At 43.3% G+C, this 19,788-nt stretch carries 20 protein-coding genes and 1 tRNA gene; 13 read left to right on the plus strand and 8 right to left on the minus strand.

The features are described 5' to 3' along the window. On the minus strand, positions 1-882 hold an 882-nt coding region (locus PLE34_RS08975; RefSeq protein ID WP_324556035.1), incomplete at its 3' end, for a saccharopine dehydrogenase C-terminal domain-containing protein. Between the two features lie 328 nt (positions 883-1,210). Here PLE34_RS08975 and PLE34_RS08980 point away from each other — a divergent pair. The 3 genes from PLE34_RS08980 to PLE34_RS08990 all read left to right on the plus strand — a co-directional run bounded on the left by PLE34_RS08980 (position 1,211) and on the right by PLE34_RS08990 (position 5,519). Beyond that, positions 1,211-1,387 (plus strand): hypothetical protein, encoded by a 177-nt coding sequence (locus PLE34_RS08980; RefSeq protein WP_324556036.1) that lies wholly within the window; start codon positions 1,211-1,213, stop codon positions 1,385-1,387. 240 nt (positions 1,388-1,627) lie between these two features. Next, positions 1,628-4,204 (plus strand): DNA gyrase subunit A, encoded by a 2,577-nt coding sequence (gene gyrA / locus PLE34_RS08985; protein ID WP_324556037.1) that lies wholly within the window; start codon positions 1,628-1,630, stop codon positions 4,202-4,204. A gap of 49 nt (positions 4,205-4,253) precedes the next feature. Next, positions 4,254-5,519 carry a tetratricopeptide repeat protein gene (locus PLE34_RS08990; RefSeq protein WP_324556038.1) on the plus strand — a complete coding sequence of 422 codons (1,266 nt, stop codon included), beginning with the start codon at positions 4,254-4,256 and terminating at the stop codon, positions 5,517-5,519. A gap of 62 nt (positions 5,520-5,581) precedes the next feature. Here PLE34_RS08990 and PLE34_RS08995 read toward each other — a convergent pair whose 3' ends face one another. Further along, entirely contained in the window at positions 5,582-7,153 is a 1,572-nt protein-coding gene (locus PLE34_RS08995; protein WP_324556039.1) for a M81 family metallopeptidase, read from the minus strand. A gap of 153 nt (positions 7,154-7,306) precedes the next feature. Here PLE34_RS08995 and PLE34_RS09000 point away from each other — a divergent pair, with 153 nt between their 5' ends. The 3 genes from PLE34_RS09000 (at position 7,307) to PLE34_RS09010 (ending at position 9,725) form a co-directional block, all read left to right on the plus strand. Further along, positions 7,307-7,960, plus strand: coding sequence for a hypothetical protein (locus tag PLE34_RS09000; protein ID WP_324556040.1), 654 nt, complete (start codon positions 7,307-7,309; stop codon positions 7,958-7,960). 643 nt (positions 7,961-8,603) lie between these two features. Then, positions 8,604-8,954, plus strand: a complete 351-nt coding sequence (locus PLE34_RS09005) for a helix-turn-helix domain-containing protein (RefSeq protein WP_324556041.1) — start codon at positions 8,604-8,606, stop codon at positions 8,952-8,954. Between the two features lie 51 nt (positions 8,955-9,005). Then, the gene (locus PLE34_RS09010) at positions 9,006-9,725 is read left to right on the plus strand and encodes a hypothetical protein (protein WP_324556042.1); all 720 of its coding nucleotides are present in this window, start codon (positions 9,006-9,008) and stop codon (positions 9,723-9,725) included. A gap of 187 nt (positions 9,726-9,912) precedes the next feature. On the opposite strand, the gene PLE34_RS09015 is transcribed toward PLE34_RS09010, so the two are convergent. After that, positions 9,913-10,221, minus strand: coding sequence for a hypothetical protein (locus PLE34_RS09015; RefSeq protein WP_324556043.1), 309 nt, complete (start codon positions 10,219-10,221; stop codon positions 9,913-9,915). 416 nt (positions 10,222-10,637) lie between these two features. Here PLE34_RS09015 and PLE34_RS09020 point away from each other — a divergent pair, with 416 nt between their 5' ends. Then, on the plus strand, positions 10,638-11,165 hold the full coding sequence (locus PLE34_RS09020; RefSeq protein WP_324556044.1) for a hypothetical protein: 528 nt from the start codon (positions 10,638-10,640) through the stop codon (positions 11,163-11,165). Positions 11,166-11,659: 494 nt separating this feature from the next. On the opposite strand, the gene PLE34_RS09025 is transcribed toward PLE34_RS09020, so the two are convergent. Further along, positions 11,660-12,133 carry an ester cyclase gene (locus tag PLE34_RS09025; RefSeq protein ID WP_324556045.1) on the minus strand — a complete coding sequence of 158 codons (474 nt, stop codon included), beginning with the start codon at positions 12,131-12,133 and terminating at the stop codon, positions 11,660-11,662. A 196-nt stretch (positions 12,134-12,329) separates the two neighbouring features. Between PLE34_RS09025 and PLE34_RS09030 the strand changes: the two genes are divergently transcribed. Next, a complete protein-coding gene (locus PLE34_RS09030; protein ID WP_324556046.1) occupies positions 12,330-13,256 on the plus strand; it encodes a VOC family protein in 927 nt (308 codons plus the stop codon). 379 nt (positions 13,257-13,635) lie between these two features. Here PLE34_RS09030 and PLE34_RS09035 read toward each other — a convergent pair whose 3' ends face one another. After that, positions 13,636-14,430, minus strand: a complete 795-nt coding sequence (locus PLE34_RS09035; RefSeq protein WP_324556047.1) for a cupin domain-containing protein — start codon at positions 14,428-14,430, stop codon at positions 13,636-13,638. Positions 14,431-14,510: 80 nt separating this feature from the next. Between PLE34_RS09035 and PLE34_RS09040 the strand changes: the two genes are divergently transcribed. From PLE34_RS09040 to PLE34_RS09055, 4 genes are all read left to right on the plus strand, one after another. Further along, positions 14,511-15,494 (plus strand): helix-turn-helix transcriptional regulator, encoded by a 984-nt coding sequence (locus PLE34_RS09040; protein ID WP_324556048.1) that lies wholly within the window; start codon positions 14,511-14,513, stop codon positions 15,492-15,494. A 565-nt stretch (positions 15,495-16,059) separates the two neighbouring features. Continuing rightward, on the plus strand, positions 16,060-16,644 hold the full coding sequence (locus PLE34_RS09045; protein WP_324556049.1) for a DUF4256 domain-containing protein: 585 nt from the start codon (positions 16,060-16,062) through the stop codon (positions 16,642-16,644). Between the two features lie 23 nt (positions 16,645-16,667). Continuing rightward, positions 16,668-17,630, plus strand: a complete 963-nt coding sequence (locus PLE34_RS09050) for an NAD(P)-dependent alcohol dehydrogenase (protein ID WP_324556051.1) — start codon at positions 16,668-16,670, stop codon at positions 17,628-17,630. A gap of 166 nt (positions 17,631-17,796) precedes the next feature. Continuing rightward, positions 17,797-18,270 carry a hypothetical protein gene (locus tag PLE34_RS09055; protein WP_324556053.1) on the plus strand — a complete coding sequence of 158 codons (474 nt, stop codon included), beginning with the start codon at positions 17,797-17,799 and terminating at the stop codon, positions 18,268-18,270. Positions 18,271-18,332: 62 nt separating this feature from the next. Here PLE34_RS09055 and PLE34_RS09060 read toward each other — a convergent pair whose 3' ends face one another. After that, the gene (locus PLE34_RS09060) at positions 18,333-18,518 is read right to left on the minus strand and encodes a hypothetical protein (protein WP_324556055.1); all 186 of its coding nucleotides are present in this window, start codon (positions 18,516-18,518) and stop codon (positions 18,333-18,335) included. Positions 18,519-18,820: 302 nt separating this feature from the next. On the opposite strand from PLE34_RS09060, the gene PLE34_RS09065 reads away from it, so the two are divergent. Beyond that, entirely contained in the window at positions 18,821-19,114 is a 294-nt protein-coding gene (locus tag PLE34_RS09065) for a polyhydroxyalkanoic acid system family protein (protein WP_324556057.1), read from the plus strand. Between the two features lie 287 nt (positions 19,115-19,401). Here PLE34_RS09065 and PLE34_RS09070 read toward each other — a convergent pair. Further along, positions 19,402-19,475 (minus strand) — tRNA-Arg (locus tag PLE34_RS09070). After that, positions 19,453-19,707, minus strand: coding sequence for a GIY-YIG nuclease family protein (locus PLE34_RS09075; RefSeq protein ID WP_324556058.1), 255 nt, complete (start codon positions 19,705-19,707; stop codon positions 19,453-19,455). The genes PLE34_RS09070 and PLE34_RS09075 overlap by 23 nt, the downstream gene beginning before the upstream one ends. Positions 19,708-19,788 lie beyond the last annotated feature (81 nt).

Raw genomic sequence — 19,788 nt, forward strand, 5'->3', positions numbered from 1 at the left:
ATCTGTAAATCCATTTTCCCGGAGATGCGTTTCAAAGAATGTTTTATAGCTTATCTCATCGGTGTTATACTGGCTTGTTTCGTCTGTGAGATCCAGCTCAACTATTTTTTTCCAGCCTGCACAAAAATCAGGATGTCGTAATGTGGTTCGGATAAAAGTAGAACTTTCCTCTAATCCATATAAAGGGATATAGGCAAGCGAATCCCTGTTGGGGTACCAGGCTAAACGGCCATGCCCCGGTATTTCCACGGTGCGGCTGGCATCAAATAGCAAATGATAAGGTAGTTGCTGTGTTTTATGATTTAATTTATATACTGCTCCGGCTTTCCCGGCCAATACCACGTTGCGCGGGTTCCAGCTTATTTTATAATGCCAGGGGTTTTCATCGCTTTCCGGCGCCACCAGTCCGCCGCAATGGGAGTAAAACGAATGGATCTTTCCTCCCATAGCATGAATGCGATGAATGAGCTGCATGGCGCTCATATGATCAATGCCGGGATCTAGCCCCATCTCGCAAATAAATAATATACCCTTCTTTTTAATCTCCGGTTCCAGCTTCCTGATCGCTTCATCAACATACGATGCCGTAAGCAAATGACGGCCGGCTGCGATACAATTTTCAGCTACTATTGAATGAAGGGATGGAGGCAGCATGGAAATAACGATATCAGCCTGTTCAACGAGCGTGTTTCTTTGCTCATCATCTTTTACATCAACCTGCACCGGAGTGGCGTATAAAGAGCCACCTGATTTGTTTTGTGCCAGCTCAAAATTCCCATCCGCGACTATGACCTGCCAGTTATTATCCGTAGCCTGTTGTATCAAATAATCAATTAGGCAGGTAGCCGATTTGCCGGCTCCAAAGAGGAGGATTTTTTTCAAAATTCATTGTTTGTTCCTGCAATTTTACTCTTTTTATGCGGTAGCAAGCCTGCATAACAAAAAACTGATTGCTTACGCAACCTTTTTAAACCGGTCACCGTCATATATGCCGATGCGCATTTTTAATTTCCGGTTTTATTATCCGCTCCGGAAAATGCAGCCTTATAAAACCTTATCCGTTCCCCTCTTAAAGAATGTATCTAAACAGGTAACATTTTTAAAAATGTTCCTGTGGGTCTTTGCTTACTTCAGCCTGAAAATTACTCACGAATATTAATCTGTATACGAATCCTATAGCTGTATTCCAAACAATACAAACAATATTGGAATGGGTTACGGGAAGGAGTATGCCCGGTTATGTAGTGCGTTTGTTTTGAGAAACTACCTGAAACCACAGATCCCTGAATCCACATCCAATATCAATGAAAAGATCCTTTTTAATCCGTCCCTTTTTTATAGCCTTTATATTGCCGGCGATGCAGCCATACATAATGAGGTAGTATGAAAAACCATCCGGACCCATCTATCCAATATTTGTGTAAAGACCTTTTTAATTGCTATATGCCAGCCCGCAGCTCAAGCCGCCGTAACCTGCTCATTCATATAAATGTATAAACCTGCAGCCGTGAAAAAAAAGGGTACAAGAAAGCCTTTGTTTTAAACGGAAAACGCGCTAAATGTGGTACATTTGCACGCATTTTGAAATACAGCAAAAAGCAAAGAAAATCAGAATCGTAAAATTATTATGGAAGATAACTTAGTTCCTTTGGAAACCAGCGACAATGACCGCATCATTCAGGTGAATATTGAAGAGCAGATGAAAACCGCCTACATTGATTACTCTATGAGCGTAATTGTAGGCAGGGCGCTGCCCGATGTGCGGGATGGATTAAAACCGGTACACCGCCGCATTTTATATGCCATGAATGACCTTGGGCTGAACTATAACCGCCCGTATAAAAAATCGGCGCGTGTGGTAGGGGAGGTGCTTGGTAAATATCACCCGCATGGCGATAGGTCGGTATATGATGCTATGGTTCGTATGGCGCAGGACTGGAGCATGCGCTATACCCTTGTTGACAAGCAGGGAAACTTCGGTAACCAGGATGGCGATGGACCGGCGGCAATGCGGTATACAGAGGTAAGGCTGCAAAGATTAGCCGAGCATATGCTCGATGACATAGAAAAAGATACGGTAGATTTTCAACCGAACTTCGACGATTCGGAAAGGGAGCCTTCTATTCTCCCCACCCGTATTCCACAGTTGCTGGTAAACGGATCGAGTGGTATTGCCGTGGGGATGGCTACCAACATGATGCCCCATAATCTTACAGAGGTAATTGAAGGATGCATCGCTTATATAGACAATAAGGAAATTACTGTTGAAGAGCTCATCAAATTTGTGAAAGCGCCCGATTTCCCCACCGGCGGTATTATTTACGGCTATGAAGGCATTAGAACGGGTATGCATACCGGCAGGGGCAGGGTAGTGATGCGCGGTAAATTGCATGTAGATACCAAACCCAGCGGCAGGGAACAGATCATCATTACGGAAGTGCCCTACCAGGTAAGTCGTGATGTACTTACCAATAAAATAGGGGAGCTGGTTAATGAAAAGATCATAGACGGAATAGCCCATGTTAATAACGAGTCGAATGAAAAAGAAGGTACGCGGATAGTTATAGACCTGAAGCGGGATGCTATAGCCAACGTGGTTATCAATCATTTATATAAGCATACCGAGCTGCAAACTTCCTATGGCATTAACAATGTGGCCATTGTAAGGGGGAGACCCAAATTACTTAACCTCAGGGATCTGATCAGCGAGTTCGTGGAATTCAGGCACGAAGTAGTAGTAAGGCGTGCTCAATATGAATTAAAAGAAGCGCAGAAGAAGGCGCACCTGTTGCAGGGATACCTTATTGCCTTAGACCACCTTGATGAAGTTATTTCACTTATCCGGAGTTCAGCCACACCCGATGTGGCCAGGGAAAAACTGGTAAATGCAGGCTGGGGGCTCGATGAAGTACAGGCTAAAGCTATACTGGAACTGAGATTACAGCGTCTTACCGGCATGGAGCGGGAGAAAATAAAGGAAGAGTATGATGAAATAATGAAACAGATCACTTATCTTATTGAGCTGCTGGGAAATGAAGGAATGCGGTATGATCTCATAAAGAAGGAGCTCATTGAAATAAAAGATAAATTTGGCGACAGCCGTAAAACCGAAATTCAATATCTTGCCGATGAGATGCGGCTGGAAGACCTGATTGAAGAGGAGGATGTGGTGATCACCATCTCTCACCAGGGCTATATAAAAAGAACTTCAGCAACCGAATACCGGCAGCAAAACAGGGGCGGCAGGGGCGCTATCGGCGGACGCACCAAGCAGGAAGACTGGATCGAGCACCTGTTCGTGGCCTCTACCCATCATACCATGCTGTATTTTACGGAAAAGGGGAGGTGCTTCTGGCTAAAAGTATACCAGTTGCCCGAAGGTGATAAAACCAGTAAGGGCAGGGCAATCCAAAACCTGATCCAGTTGCCTCCGGATGATAAAGTACGTGCTATTATAGCGGTAAAGAATTTAGAAGATGAGGAATTTGTAAAGAGTCATTATATTGTACTTTGCACAAGGAAAGGCACGATTAAGAAAACACTTTTAGAAGATTTTAGCAGACCGCGTGCAACCGGAGTTAATGCAATAACCATCGTAGAAGGAGATGAGTTGCTGGAAGCAAAAATGACAGATGGCAACAGTGAAATAATGATGGCGGTGAAAAGCGGCAGGGCGATCCGGTTTCCTGAAAGCAAAGTGCGTTCAACAGGCCGCGGAGCCATTGGTGTTACGGGCATTGAAGTAGATAATGAGCATGATGAAGTGGTTGGCATGATTTGTGTCAAAAAAGAGGACAATTCCAGGACGGTGCTGGTTGTTAGCGAAAAAGGATTCGGTAAGCGTACTGCCATTACCGATGAAACCGGAGAAGAAGTATACCGCATAACCAACCGTGGCGGCAAAGGCGTAAAAACAATTAATGTTACAGAAAAAACGGGGTCCTTGGTGGGCATATTAGATGTAACGGAAGAAGAAGACCTGATGATTACCTGCAGGTCTGGTATTACCATCCGGATGGCGGTAAACCAGGTAAGCCGGCAGGGAAGAGCCACCCAGGGCGTAAAGCTGATTAGACTTGATGAAGATGATGCCATAGCAGCCATTACAAAATTGGCCCGCTATGAAGCGGAAAATGATGAGGAAGAGGAGGATGGACATGCAGGGGATGATAGTGCTCCGGCAACAGGAGAAAACCCGGGCTAGGATCGCTTAATATCCAAATAAATTACAAGTATTTAAACAAACAACACATATGAAGAAAATAATGCTCATCGCCCTCATGGCGGGGTGGACATTGGGTCTTTCGGCGCAAAACCTTAACAAGGTGAAAGATATGCTAAAAGATAACGAACTGGATAAAGCCAAGCAGGGAATTGACGCCTTGTTAGCCGTACCCAAGAATCAAAAAAATGTGGAAGTGTGGTACACCAAGGCAAAAATTTACGGTGCTATTGCAGCCAATGATCAATTTAAAACGTTGGTAGCCGATGGAAGAACAGAGGCTTTTGAAGCCATCAAAAAGGCCCAGGAAATAGATAAAACCAAGGCAACCACGCTTTTAACTGTAGACAGCTATAAGCCTGTATACGATTTGTATGGCAGCTACTTCGATGTGGCCGCCAGCCAGTATAACGCCGAAAAATATGAAGACGCGTTGGTTAATTTTAAAAAATCCGGCGAAATCGGTGATTATATTTTCGATCAGGGCTGGGGGCTGTATAAACTGGATACTACTTTGGTATATTATTCAGCATTATCTGCAATGAATGCTAAAAAAGATGATGAAGCCGTTGCGTTGTTCCAGAAGCTGGCTGAGGCCAAAGTGGCAACCAAGCCCGAACATGTAACTACCTATCGCTACCTGGCAAAATATTACCTTGATAAAAAAGACATTCCCAATATGCAAAAATATGTGGCATTAGGGCGTGAATTATACCCGAAGGACGACTATCTGCCATTAGTAGAATTTGACTACCTGCGCGGACAGGGCGATAAGAAAGCTATTTATGCCAAATACGAAGAGCTGATTGCCTCCAACCCGGAAGGCTTTGACCTGATATTAGATTATGCCAACGAGTTGTTTAATGAAACGCATGTAAGCGACGAAAAAGACAGGCCTGCCGATTATACGGAACGTTGCTTAAAAATAGAAGACCTGTATAAAAAGGCACTGGCCATTAAGCCGGATGCGCTGGAAGCTAACCTTAACCTGGCCAAACACTATTTTAACCAGGCATTATTTATTGAAGAAGATGTTAACAAAATAAAAGGAAAAACGCCTGAAGATCTGAAGAAAAAAGAAGAGCTGAAAGCCCAGGTGCTGTCTTTATGCGATAAAGCTATTCCTCCTTTTGAAGTGGTGTTTAAGGAATACGATAATAAGGGAACACTGAAATTATCTGAAAAGTCTGAATTTAAGTCAGCCTGTAACAACCTGGCTTATTGCTACGACAGGAAAGGCGACAAAGCCAAATCAGATTTCTACCAGAAGAAATATGACGAGATTGATAACAAGTAAAAAGGTTATCTTTTAAAAAATAAGTAACAAAAGGGGAAGCGTGTCAGGCTTCCCTTTTTCAATTAATACAACTCCGCTTCCTGAGAAGCTTTCACCCATCGCACTTTTAAATCAGGGTCCTTCATATTTTTATCTAAAGGGAACATCGGCCTTTGTATTCTTTTATAGGGTAAGCGCGCCAGGTCCTGGTCAACACCACCGGGAGTAAGCGCCAGCAACCAGTCAGCCCGCATATTGTATAACTCAGGTTCTAAGTAACCGATCTTCACCACAACAATATCAGCTTTACGCGGTTCCAGCCCCAGCCGGGTGAAATCCGCTTCCTTATGATACGGCTTCCTTTCTTGTGTAACGATCACAAACACCGATCCGGTTTGTATAACCGCTTCCACACCGGCATTAGCGTCGCCCTGGTAAATGGCCCGCACCGTACCTTCTATCAATAACGGTGGGGCATACCTGTTGTCTACTGCAGCGCCTGCCAGTCCCGTAACTTTTTTTCCAACTCCTGCTTTCAAAGCTTTTTGGATCATATCCGGCCCGGGTATGGAAGCGTAAATTAATGTAGGTCCGTTGGCAGACTTAAATTCTTCCCTGGCCAATATTTGCTGCAGCGACCAGGTAACATCCCCGGCGCCCCCCGCTGTGGGATTATCCCCGGAATCACTTATAAAAAAAGGCTTCTTCCTGCTTGCTATGGCTTTGTTAAGGCATTCTGCAAGACTTCCGGTAGGGGCCACAAAGTGAAACGCATCTCTTACCTGCCAGAAATGATTCGCTAATGCTTCAGCGGAAGCGGCCACAGCCTCCTGGTCATCACCGGTAACCATTACTACTCCATGATTACGCGGTTCATCCGCCCAGGGATAACCCATCCATAACGCTGCTTCCATAACGCCCGGCCGCGCAGCAGCAGTACCCACTGCAGCGTATAAGCTTTTCGCGGGTTCAATACGTGTGCTCGTTTGCTCGCCGGGCAATAAAATGGGCACGGGTATCCATGCTTTATAGCGGGGCTTGCCTTTTCCTGATTCCAGTCTTTGCAGCAACTGCTCTACAGAACGCTGCTTGGTTTCCTGCGCGTCTTCGTGGGGAGCCATCCTGTAGCAGGTTATTAAATCCGAAAGTTCAGCCAGGCGCACAGACACGTTGCCATGCAAATCCATTGAAGTAGAAATAATGGTTTCCGGTCCCACCACTTTACGCACCCTTGTTATCAAATCGCCTTCAGGGTCATCCAGCCCAACCACGCTCATGGCGCCGTGTATATCAAAAAATAGTCCGTCGTAGGGAAGATTCTTTTTCAGGGAATCAAGTATATAGCCTGCCATCGCTTCGTAATCCGCTCTTGGCACGGCTCCACCTGGTAGTGAACGGGCGGTAACGGCAGGCAGCCATGTTGCCCTGTTCCTTATGGGCGATCCTTCATGCATAAACCCCGGGTAAGAAGTGTAGATCTGGTTGCCCCGTTTTATAGTAAAAGAAGCTTCGGTGCTTAATGCCGGTGAAAAGGTGCTGGATTCAATGCCAATTCCGGCAATAGCAATACGTGGCAAAGGCGTGTTGGTTTGAGCAAATGATTGCAATGCAACCATCATCAGCATACATGTAAACCTGGCAGGAACAGTCATCATATGATTTCCTTTTGAGTAAAAATACATGAAAACAATATGCTTTTCCGGCTTCCGGTTATTTTAGCACAAACCTTCGTTAAAGTAGTTGGGGCTTATGTGTACCCTGTACTTTCTTTTTATAATTTGCTTCTTTATTAACCAAAAACACAGGCTATGAAAAAAATTTCACCCTTTCTTATTTTCTTTCTTATTGCAGCGTATGCAACTTCACAGGCACAGATTACAAAAGGTTCATTGTTTTTAGGCGGCGATTTATCGCTGAGCACAGTAAATGCAAAAAATGCCAATGATGAAAACACCATCAAACAAAACAGCTTCAACATTTCGCCGGTGGCAGGCATTGCTGTAAAAGATAATTTTATCGCAGGCGTTTCTTTAAATGCCGGCTTTTCGGAGAATAGAAATCCATACCAGGCCACACAAAAAGGAAACTCGTTTGGGGCAGGGGTATTTGCCAGGCATTATAAGAATATAGGGAAAAGTGGTTTTTATGTTTTTGTACAAAATAGTCTTGGAGCAGGATACGGAGAGCAGCGCTATGAACAAACACCTAATATTAATAATGATCCAAGGAAAGTAAAAACATTTTCTGCTTACCTGAATCTTTACCCCGGACTTTCTTACGCTGTAAGCCGAAAGCTGCACTTAGAAGCCGGTTTTAATAACCTGTTGTACCTGAACTATTCACACGATAAAAACGAATACTGGAATACAGCAACAACAAAAGCAAACAGGTTTTATCTGGGAACCAGCTTAAATAATCTTTCATCTCTTTATGTGGGTTTCAGGGTGCTTATAGGAAAGTAGGATTATTTTGGAATTAATACCGTAAGGCCAATAGCAGGAAGAAGAAGTTCTTTCTGCAATTTTTTTGAGAATAGCATTTTCAGGCAGTCGGGGGGTTTTTGCACTTTTATTATTTAACATAATATAAATTATAGGAAAATAAATAGTTATTTTGATTAAACATATTATTATCAAACAGTAACATATATATTTAAAATATAAAGTACTTTAAAATCACGGATATCGTTCAAAATTTGCCTGAAATTTAAACTTTGTGAAATCCGGATAATATTTAGAAGTAACGTTAGACGCCGGAAAAAAGAATTAAGCGAAGCGAATCACGAACACCATAAAAAGAATAAAATATTTCGTGGGTAAATGGTATGACCGGCCCTGAAGCCGGAATCCTGCAGCCATTTACTGCACAACTGTATAACCGGGAAAAATGCATAAGCGCCGTACTCCCCAAATGCTTTGTTGCATACGCATTCGCCGTGTGTTGATATCATTGGACATAGCAAACCATTTATGCAGCAAATCAATAACGCCTGCGCCCCGTATCCTACATGGTGAAACTGTATTTAACGGCTTATCATATAGTAATTTACCGGTATGTTACCGGATATTTTTCTGTAACTTCCCGCTTAAAACTAAATTTTTCCCTATGTCTCAAAATACCAAAACCAACCATAGCATACACGAAGGCCGCAACGTAAAACACTTCCGCGAAATGCTGGTTATAAAACAGGACGCCCTTGCCGCCGACCTGGGCGATGACTGGAACCAGCAAAATATCTCCCTCCTGGAGCAAAAGGAAAAGATTGACGCTCCCCTGCTCCAGCAAATTTCTGCTGCTTTAAAAATACCTGTTGAAGCGATTCAGAATTTTGATGACGAACAAGCGATCAACATTATCTCAAATACGGTAAATAATAGCGATAGCGCAACAGGCAACTCTTTATTCAGCTACCAACCTACATTTAACCCTATTGATAAAATGGTTGAGAAGAAATAAAAATAACATTAAAGTTACTACGGATAGCTTTCCCTTTTTATAATCAAATTTATGAACGGAGGAATATTAATTATCGGGTCTTTATTGTGGGATCCGGATCAAGGTACTAATAAAGGTGCAAGGAAAAAATGGAGAACAAAAAGATTAAATATGGACAAGAAAATTCATGTTTTTGCTCCAATAAGATATGGGAGGCTATCAAATGAACAATCATATACAATGGTTTTCTCAAAAGAAGTAGAAAATAATAAAAAGTTAGGGACTGCTTACATTATACCTTTTAAGAATAATCCCGTAACATGGAAAGGATTACTTTATCAAGCAAGATATCTATCGACGGCTGAAAGAGCGAACGATAATAAATTGGTAAAAGGTAATAAAGAAAAATGGTGCATAATAGGTATACTATTCAATCCTAAATTTGGCCAAGCACAAAAAGACGATATTCTTCGAAAATTCAGAAAAGAGCTTGAGAAAGATGAAATGGGTGAAAATCATCAAAATTTAAAGGCAGGAGGTGAAAGTTCCATACTAAAGGAAACTGGAGAAATTGATATTGAATGGATAAAGGCAGTCAACCCCATACTTCAAAAAGAACTTGATCAATTAGACTTTATTCTCGCTACTTGTACCCAGCCAAAGCCACTTGCTAGTTACCCGAATTCTAGCACAATAAAAAATGCGTTAAATAATGATACCAGAAATTACTTCTATAATAATATTCAATTTGGAATAACAACTTTTCAAGATCGAGAAATAATACTCAAATAACCAAAACTAGCTATGCAAAGATTGCAGGGTTGATTTTTCTGAGAAAAAACAGTTTTTGCTATTAGCAACTGCATTAGTGCCTATATTTTCTGAATGTTTTTGTTGCCCATCTACCAGCATTTACTCCTATGTTAATAAAGCATAGATTGAATATATACGATAAGGTCAGCCTTAAGATTAAGAAAGGTTATACCTTATCGTGTTTCTTGTCGGAATATGCGCGATAGAGGGCGAATGGGCAAACAATGACGCCGACGATGAAGGTCACATAAGAATTTTCGAGATCGCGCATCCATAAATAGATTAAACTAGCAATTACAGCCCAAAGCAGGACGCAAAAAAGCCCTGCTAATACCTTACCTGTTGAAGTATATGCGAAGGGTCTATCTTCTAACCATAGCATTTTCAATAACGATACAGTGAATCCATAGACCATAAAGATTGCCAGAAAGTGTGCGAAATAATCTATCGAATGATTAAAAGCATTTCTAAACATATTTAAATATAAAACTTCAGACGCGATCAGACAACAATCGTTAAACTTATTTAAGCTAATTGTGAACTTGCAAAATCAAAAATCTCGCATTAGCTTTGCATCCTAGTACTTTTTAATGGCAGTTGTCATATCTGCTCACTTGCGCTTCATTGATAGCGATAAGTCGGGAACCAAACGACAACAACAAATATGACTTTTTCAAAAAAGAAAAGGGTCGATTGAGAGTTGATTTACCGCGTCGAAACTTGTTTGCTGAACTAGTGCAACGCTGATGATGGCGAAAAGATTATATAGGTGATTGGGAATGGAGTGATTTCGTCAAGGTCTTAGTTTGTCCTGGCTTTTTTGTGTCCTTTTTATTTTCAATATTATACACAAACTTTTTATTAGATTAAACCAACCCAAATTAATCTACTATGCCATGGGATTATGATTCAGCTGAAGCAATCAACATTTTTTTCGCGGGGGGATTAGCATCGCTCCTCTTTTTCTTCTTAACAATACTTTGGAAATGGTGTGTTTTCTGCTATAAGTATCGACACTTGAATAGCAAGGGAAAGTTAAAAGATTGGAAAGGACATCCAATGAGAGAGGACAATGACCGTCTTCCGAACTTTAATATAGTTCAGGCTCAAATTAACATAAAAGCCCATCGGGGGAAATTTAAAGTCGAACTTACACATGGCAACCGCACATGGGTCGGAGAGATTTCGATGCTATCAGCCAACTACGGAATTCTAACTTTGCATTATTTAGATAACTTTGAAATCGGTAGAAGGGAATGTTTTATAAGTAAATATACTCGGGATGGTGTGGTGTATGATACAATCTTTGTAATTCCAATTACAAATAGAATATTTTATCAACCTGCAGAAGGAAAACCTTCATATGATTATGGGAATGAAATTTTTATTCGTGAGAGGAAGAAAGGTAGAGGAAAATAAAAAGCTCCGGAGCTCTATTGATATGATTTTTCGCATTTCACCCTTTTATGTCCCACTTTTACTAATATTTCACGTCTAACATTACAATGTTGAAAAGTTTTATCGCGTCGGAGTCTTAGCCGTGCTGATAAGAAGCATGGAGCAAGTCCCCAGCACAACTCCTTGCAGCAGTATGGAAATTGATAGATTCATATTGATAATCCGATTAATAATACTGATTTATTTAACCGCACGTGTTTCCCCGCGGGAGGGATTCCTGCCTGCGGTAGGCAGGGCAGCGAAAAGCCCGCTGAAGAAATTGTGCAGCAGCCTTGTGGCGGACTTGCAGCGGAAAGCCCGACCCCGGTATGGGCCGTGCTGATAATGATGCACCGGATCAGTAGCGATGGATATGCAACCGAAGTATCGCTGCCCATACCGGGGGCACGCCCAAATAAAAAATGTAGTACAATAATAAAAGCAATAGCCTGTTGATATTGTATCGCAATACGATTTTACCCTTTACCACTCTGCCTAAGCTCCTTCAGCAAACCGTACATATCGGATACCACCCAGCGTTCTGCCAGCTTTCCTTTTCCCACCCGGTAAATGGCAACACCTTTGAGCGTGATGGACTGTCCTGCAGGAGGAACATCTATACCGGGAAAACTTTCCTGGTAGGTTCCCCGCATCTTCCAGCGAACCATTACTTTATCGTCCTCTGCAAGCAGGTCATCCACTTCATACCTGGCGTCGGGTACTGCCTTCCGTATGGCCGCATAGTAGGCCCGGAATGCCTGCGGACCACCGGGAGTACCCTCCGGCCAGTCGTGGGAAATAAAGCCGGGCGACAGCACTTCGTCGGCCATGGGGCAATAAACCGCTTCAATCGCAAAATGACTGTGCAACTGTGTTTGGTAATTGCTCTTGATCAACCGCCCATACCCTTCCCGGAAGTTAAATTGCTGTATGGATAAATGGCCGGCCATCAGCTTTTATGAAACGGCAGCCACTTGTGTGCCAATATCGTTTTTTTATGAAGTTTACTGAAAACACAAGAGAAACCACGGTTAAATTTTGATTATCTGTTAACAAAACAGGTAAATCCCGGATAATATAATAATTGCCCCGATATCTGTGGCATGATTTCTTCATTCCCATCTGTCAACGATAAAAACCACCGCCATGCAAAAGATCATCCCGCATTTATGGTTCGATAAGGAAGCTGTGGAAGCCACAGCATTTTATACATCCGTATTCCCGGAATCAAAAGTTACGCATACCACCAAAATCCGCAACACGCCTTCCGGCGACTGCGACCTGGTGAGCTTCGAGATCTGGAATAAAGAATTTATGGCTATCAGCGCCGGGCCGCTGTTCAGGTTCAATCCCTCTGTATCGTTCATCGTCAATTTTGATCCGTTGTTGTTTGGCAAGTCGGCCGACAGCAATAAAGCTGCGCTGGATGCTTTAAATACTGCATGGGATAAATTATCGAAAGGCGGCAAAGTGCTTATGCCGATTGATGTCTACCCTTTCAGCAAACGCTATGGCTGGCTGCAGGACAAATACGGAGTGCCCTGGCAACTCATGCTCAGTGATCCCGCCGGTGAACAACGTCCGGCCATTATTCCTTCGCTCCTGTTTACCGACAGCAAATGCGGCAGGGCCGAAGAAGCGCTCAATTTTTACCAGTCTGTTTTTAAAGATGCACAAAAAGGCGCCGTGTATCACTATCCCCCGGGCATGGAACCTGATAAAGAAAGTTCTGTGATGTTTGCCGATACGCGGCTGGAAGATACCTGGCTTGCTGCTATGGACAGCGCCCGTGAGCATGGCTACGGCTTTAATGAAGCGATTTCCTTTATGGTAACCTGTAAAGACCAGGCGGAGATAGACTATTACTGGGAAAAGCTCTCTGCCGTGCCCGAATCGGAACAATGCGGCTGGCTCAAAGACCAATACGGCCTCTCCTGGCAGATCACCTCCGCCGAAATGGAAACCATGATGCAGCAGGGAACGCAGGATGAAATAGACCGCATCACCCGGGCCTTCCTGCCTATGAAAAAGATTGATATAGCAAAAATAAAAGCTGCGGTTGGCAAGGGGTGATAAGCGTATGAGGATTTGCAGAGCGGGGAAATAATACGAACTATACGACTATTGCCCAAAACGAAGACCAATCCACCTCAAAAAGCTGAATAGAACACAGAACGTACAAGTGAGTGACACAACAGACGCTTCATAGTAGCACTGCAGCCTGTACCATAAAAACTTTTCTCTGTTTGCGGTCGTGGTCACCCGCCATCAAAAGCGGTCATTTATCAATTACATCTAAATACAGTACAAATACTATAACAGAAACCGGGATACATTGTTTGTTATTGGCCGCGTGACACCTATTATTAATAATTAAGCGGGCGGTCCGGACGGGGGGCACGCCCCAAATAGCAACTTCTCTTCTACCCTATTTACATCCACAACGAATATTTTACCGGTAATATTTGCGCAGCAATTCATCTTCTCCCTTCCATTGAGCAATTTTAGCGAGTGCGTTGATCAGCGGCTCCTGGAACCAGGCGGGCATACCGGGCAGGTACGACTGGCTGTATCCAAACAGCAGGCACATGTGCCAGGGGTTTTCCGTCATATTGTTTTTCAGCAACCCGTCGTTGATCAGCCCGTAGGCTACCCGCAGCGTTTTTTCTAAACCCGCGGCAGGCGTTACTTTTACCATCAATACCGACTTGCTGGTGAGGGCGTTTTTAAAATAGTGCATATGCTTTTTACCGGCCTGCGTGGTTTGTCCTTTATCCAATATGATCTCTTTGCCGTCCCTGCCGATCCTTACCCTGCCATCCACTACCGTAAATGTTTCTACAAAATTGGAATGATAATGCCAGTCGTTGCCGCCATGGGGTTCCAGCTCCACTTCCACCAACTCGTATGCATTGTTGGTTTCCCTGCCGGTTTTAACAAAGGTGGCGGCATAATTGCCTTCGCGGTTGTAGATCGTTTTATCAGTACGGTTACCTACCGTGCAGTCGAGCTCCGGCAGGAAGGCCGCAAATACAACGATGCCCGCATATACCACTACGGTTAAAAAAACAGGCAGCGCCAGTATGCTGTACAACAGCTTTATCCATAACCTTTGGCTGCTGCGCCAGACGCGAACCACGCCGGTGGGGTAAAACAGCAGCGACAATCCTAATTTCCATTTGCTCTTTTTTACAGTTGATGCGGCATTTTGCGCAGTAGAGACCGTGTTTTCAGAAACCCTTTTCATTTTTTTTTATTTTTATTCCGCAAAATTGAAGCATGGCAATGCATTGCCTGTTTAGATAAACGGATTAAAAATGTAGAAAAATGGATACCGTTGATGTAACCCACTGGGCCCGGTACTTTGACAGCACACAGCAGGAGGTGGTTTATACGGGCGATCGCTATGCACATTTTACGGTACAGTTCAAACAACCGGCACTTGCCGCGGGTAAGCTGAACGCCATCAATACGCCCGGCATGTTGTTTACCGAGCTGGATATTGCGGCGAGACAGCCTTTTCGTTTACAGGATGCTTTGCCGGAAGAATCTGCCGAATCGGTATTTGTACTGGAGGGCGATGTGGAATCGCGTTTCGATAACCTGCACAAGCCGCTGTATTTTGGCAGGGGAGAACACAATATACAATACAATACCGCATTCGCGGGCACACATATTATCCATTCGCGGCGGTTTCACGCCTGCACCATTACCTATCACCGGGCGTATTTAAACAGCCTGGCGGAAAGCGAAGAAACCGGGGCACTGGCCCTGTTCTGCAAACACCTGCAACAGAAAAACAATTTTTTGGGCGCTGCGGATGCTATTCACTGGCAGCACCGGATAACGGAACTGATACCGGCCATCCTGTCGTGTCCGTTTACCGGCATTACGCGGTATATTTTTACCGAGAGTAAGTTACTTGAGTTGTTTGTACTGCAGATGGATCAGTTCCATGCGCTGCAATTGAACCCTGCAGCAATGCAATGGTCGCCGGCGGATAAGGAGAAGTTATACGCGGTTAAAGAATATATTGCAAAGTCATATTTAGAAGCATTGAGCCTGAAGGCGCTTACCTGCCACTTTGGACTGAATGAATACAAACTGAAGAAGGGCTATAAATATTTTTTTAAGACAACGGTATTTGGCGACATACACCAGCTGCGCATGCAGGAGGCTAAACAGTTGCTGCACAACCGGGTGATGAATGTAACGGAGGTGGCGTATCACATCGGGTACAATAACGTGAGCAGCTTTTGCTATGCGTTTAAAAAGATGTTTGGATACAGTGCAGGGAGTAAACAACGGTAACGGGTAGCCGCTGGGGCAGGAAATACAGCTCCACCCCCACTAATTATACTTTGCTGATGGTGCGGGCTTCAACCCCGCTCCGAAGGAGTCCGGAGTCCTTTCGGACCAGCGGGGGATATGAACCAGCCTTAAATGCAGAGAGCGAGATAGTACAAACTATACGACCATTGCCACAAAGCGGAGATCAACCCACCTCTTTAAACCGGCAACAAGTTCATGTCCCCATCCGGGAGGGGGTAGCGCTATGGATTGAATGACTTTTACCCTGGGGAAGGAAGACTCCTGTCCCATAGTGTGGAAAATCCATGTTCCTGTGGGAATATTGGGCAGTTGCTATTTCAGATTTTGGTACATTTGAGTATATGAAATCCGGTTGAAAATGACAGCTAACGATTAAGCTGTTTCACGCAGCGAATGCAACAATTTATACCGCTGCAGAAAACCTGTAGTTAAAGAAGTTCATTTTGCACAACGGCCGCTACCACTAAAAAACGCTGTGCCTTTGCTCCGCCGCGAACGGTGCGAGAAAAAGAATTAGATTATTCAACAACTTCAGTAAAAAAACATGAGCAGTAAAAAAAACCTGTCGCAAGAACAAACGCAGGACCTCCTCAAAACATTAAAAGCCCGTTTTGAAAAAAACAAGAACCGCCATAAAGGCATCAACTGGGGTAAAGTGCAGGCAAAGCTGGAAGACAGTCCGGCAAAATTGCGGTCATTGTATGAAATGGAAATAACCGGCGGCGAACCTGATGTGGTGGGTTATGATAACCTGCCTCGCGGGCAGGCAGGAAAAACGGGCGAATATATTTTTTATGATTGCTCGGCAGAAACGCCCAAAGGCCGCAGGAGCATTTGTTACGACCATGCAGCGCTGGAATCGAGGAAAGAACACAAACCCCAAGACAGCGCAATGAATATGGCCGCTGATATGGATATTGAATTATTAACGGAAGAACAATACCGCGAGCTGCAGCAGCTTGGTGAATTTGATTTGAAAACCTCGAGTTGGATTCTCACCCCTACGGCTATCCGTAAACTTGGTGGCGCCCTTTTTTGTGATCGCCGCTACAACACGGTATTTGTATATCACAATGGTGCGGAATCATATTATGCGGCAAGGGGTTTCCGCGGGTCATTACGGGTTTGAATATAGTGTAATTTTATGCTGAAATGAAAGCTTTTACAAGAACAAAATATGGAGGTCCGGACGTACTTCGCTTGGAAGAGGTAGAAAAGCCAACTGTAAAAGATGGTCATATTCTCGTTAAAGTAGAAGCCAATTCGGCCAATCCTGCTGACTGGCATATTCTCCGGGGAAAACCATTTTTTGCGCGTTTCACTTTCGGGTTGTTCCATCCGAAAGATAAAATTCCGGGAGCTGATTTTGCAGGCATTGTTGAACAAACCGGGAATAGTGTATCGCATCTCAAGGTGGGAGACCGTGTATTTGGAGAAACGCTTACAGGAGGAGCTTTTGCAGCATACACATGCGTTCCGGCAAATGTTTGCGCCATCATGCCGGAAGGAACAGGCTTTTCTGAAATGGCAGGTGTGCCGGTAGCCGGCATAACAGCTTTGCAGGCTTTGATTGCGCACGGTAAACTAAAAGCAGGAGAAACGGTTTTAATCAATGGTGCTTCAGGAGGTGTTGGTCATTTCGCTGTGCAGATTGCTAAAGCTTATGGTGCTACCGTTACCGCTGTTTGTTCCGGTAAAAATGTTGCGTTTGTAAGATCATTGGGCGCCGATCATGTTATTGCATACGATACAGAGAACATTCATCAGCATGCGGGCAAATACAACCTGATACTTGATACAAACGGAAATCTTACTTATAAAGATTATAAACGCATGGGACAGCGGGGTGTAGTAGTGGGTTTCACCACCGTACTACATATGTTTTCTTTGCTTTTAAAAAAGGCTACCGGTAAGTTTCCGTTAGCGCAGTTTACTGCCGAAGCCAATACAAAGGATCTGGAGACATTGGCAGTATTGATCCAAAGCGGGCAGGTTAAAGTTCACATCGAAAAAACTTATTCCTATAAAGAGATCCCACAGGCCATACGGCACATTGAAGCTATGCGCACCAGGGGAAAAGTGGTAATGGTTTGGAAAAATGTTACCGGCGCATAGTATGTTGTTTAAAAAAGAAAAAAGGTGCTTATACTAATCCTGGTGACCAGCTTCGGGTTAGTTATAGCGTTCTTCTTTACCGCATGGTAAAATCCGGCGGGCCCTTTCTGAACCGGCAATAACACCGATGTGAAAATGGTTATATGTTTTCTAATCCCTCAACCCTATGGTAACAGTTATTCCCCCGGTATTGCTGAACAGTTGTATCATCCCCGGTGTTTATTGTAAAGCGGAAGCTTTCGAAGCATATGTGTGCAGCACGCTTTTTCCAAAAGAAAAATTTGCATTGATCCATCGCTCCGTGAACCATCCGCACCCGGTTTTTACTTTTCAGGACCTGGTAACCGGATTTGAATTTTCTGCCGAATGTATATTCCGGCTGGGGTTTATAGCCAACAGCTTTCAATGTGCCACAGGTATAACAAACAAAAAAGCGGCTCATTTCCTGGTACTTGGTTTGGGTGGCACTGCGCAGATGCCCAACCAGGTTTTTTTAATAGATAGCAGCATCTGCAGCCGTACGGTTTTGTTCAAAAGGCACCTGCAGGGCAAAAGCATCAACCCCGGCCAGGCCGTATCCTCTTCACAACTCTGGCAAAAGAACATGATACCGGATTACCCGGAGAAAAAAGTAGCATAAGCGTTGCAAACGCAATTACCGGCTGAACCCTAAAAAAGAAAACCCCGAAAAGGCATCGGGGTTCAGGACGGGGAACGACTATCTGGTGGTTTCAGAGATATGGATTTTTTATACAGATACGCTTTTAATGCTTCTAATCCCCCGGCCGCTTCCACATATTTCGTTTCCACAAACAACGTTACAGCCTGCTTCACTAATTCAGGCGGCAATTTCTTCCTTCCTCCCCCCGCTTTTCTTTTCTTTTTCATTTCATAAAATAAATTAAAAATAAGTATAAATATAATAATAAACAAAATTATTTATATTATTTTTTATTATTAAAACATTATTTAAATAAAGTAAATTAATATTAAAATAAATATAAAACTTGCTATATTTTTTATTATTCATACCCATACAGAAAATGCCGCAGATGAGAGCGTTCGCCGTGGTTCGTGTCTGCACGAAACATCAATTAACCATGCTGAGCAATAATTTGAAATGTTCCATGGAGGAGCAATGGAAAAACATTGTCATACATTTGCTGCTTTCTGCGATTAAATCATGAACCATGAAAATTGAAATTCCACATCAGCATACGAAAGAGGAAGCGCAGGCCAGGATCAAAAACCTGCTTCAAAATCTTAAAGAAAAGTATGCCGACAAAGTAAATACTGTGCAGGAAAGCTGGTTGGAAGATACAGGCACTTTTAGCCTGGCTATGGGTCCTTTTTCAACATCCGGCAGCATTGCTATAAAGGAAAACATGGTAGAAATTGACCTTACCATACCTTTTATTGCCGGATTATATAAAAATCAGATCCGTGCCTTAATTGAATCGCAGGCAAAAGAGGTATTGGCATAAAAACAAATCAGTTTTGTTGCATGGCGTATGTTCACCTGCAAATGCCTGTTAATGATACCTTCAGCTTCAATACATTTTTCAAAAAATTTCCCGGGTGGGAAAGCTATCTTGTCTTTTATCTCTGGCGAAGTCTTACACCTACAGAAAAAGAAAGGCTAAGGCAAACTGTAGATAACCAAAAATGCCCATAAAAATACCGGGCAGATTAATGAAAGCGAGTGAAGCGTACCCTTTTTTTGAAATTACCAGCCTTTAAATGCAAAAGCCACTCTTTGGAGTGACTTTTGTGATCCGGATTGGATTCGAACCAATGACCCTCAGCTTAGAAGGCTGATGCTCTATCCAACTGAGCTACCGGACCAATACTGTTTAATATATTCTTTACCAATACCGGATTTGAGATAGATTTCTCTTTTCCGGGCTTCTAATCTTGTATCAAACAATTCAAAAAAACAAAGTTCCCAGGGAACATACCCTTTAGTTGACTTTGTTTTTTTAGCGTTGTGCTCTTTCAATCTTTTTTCAACATCCTCACTGAGCCCTACGTAAAAACGCCCATCTTTCCTGCTTCTTATCACATATACAAAGAACATTTGCTCTGTTTATTCCTATATATCAAAACCAGTTTCGAACCAATGACCCTCTGCCCTGCCTACCGTTAGGTAGGTTAGAAG

Source organism: Agriterribacter sp., assembly GCF_035445465.1.
GTDB lineage: Bacteria > Bacteroidota > Bacteroidia > Chitinophagales > Chitinophagaceae > Agriterribacter.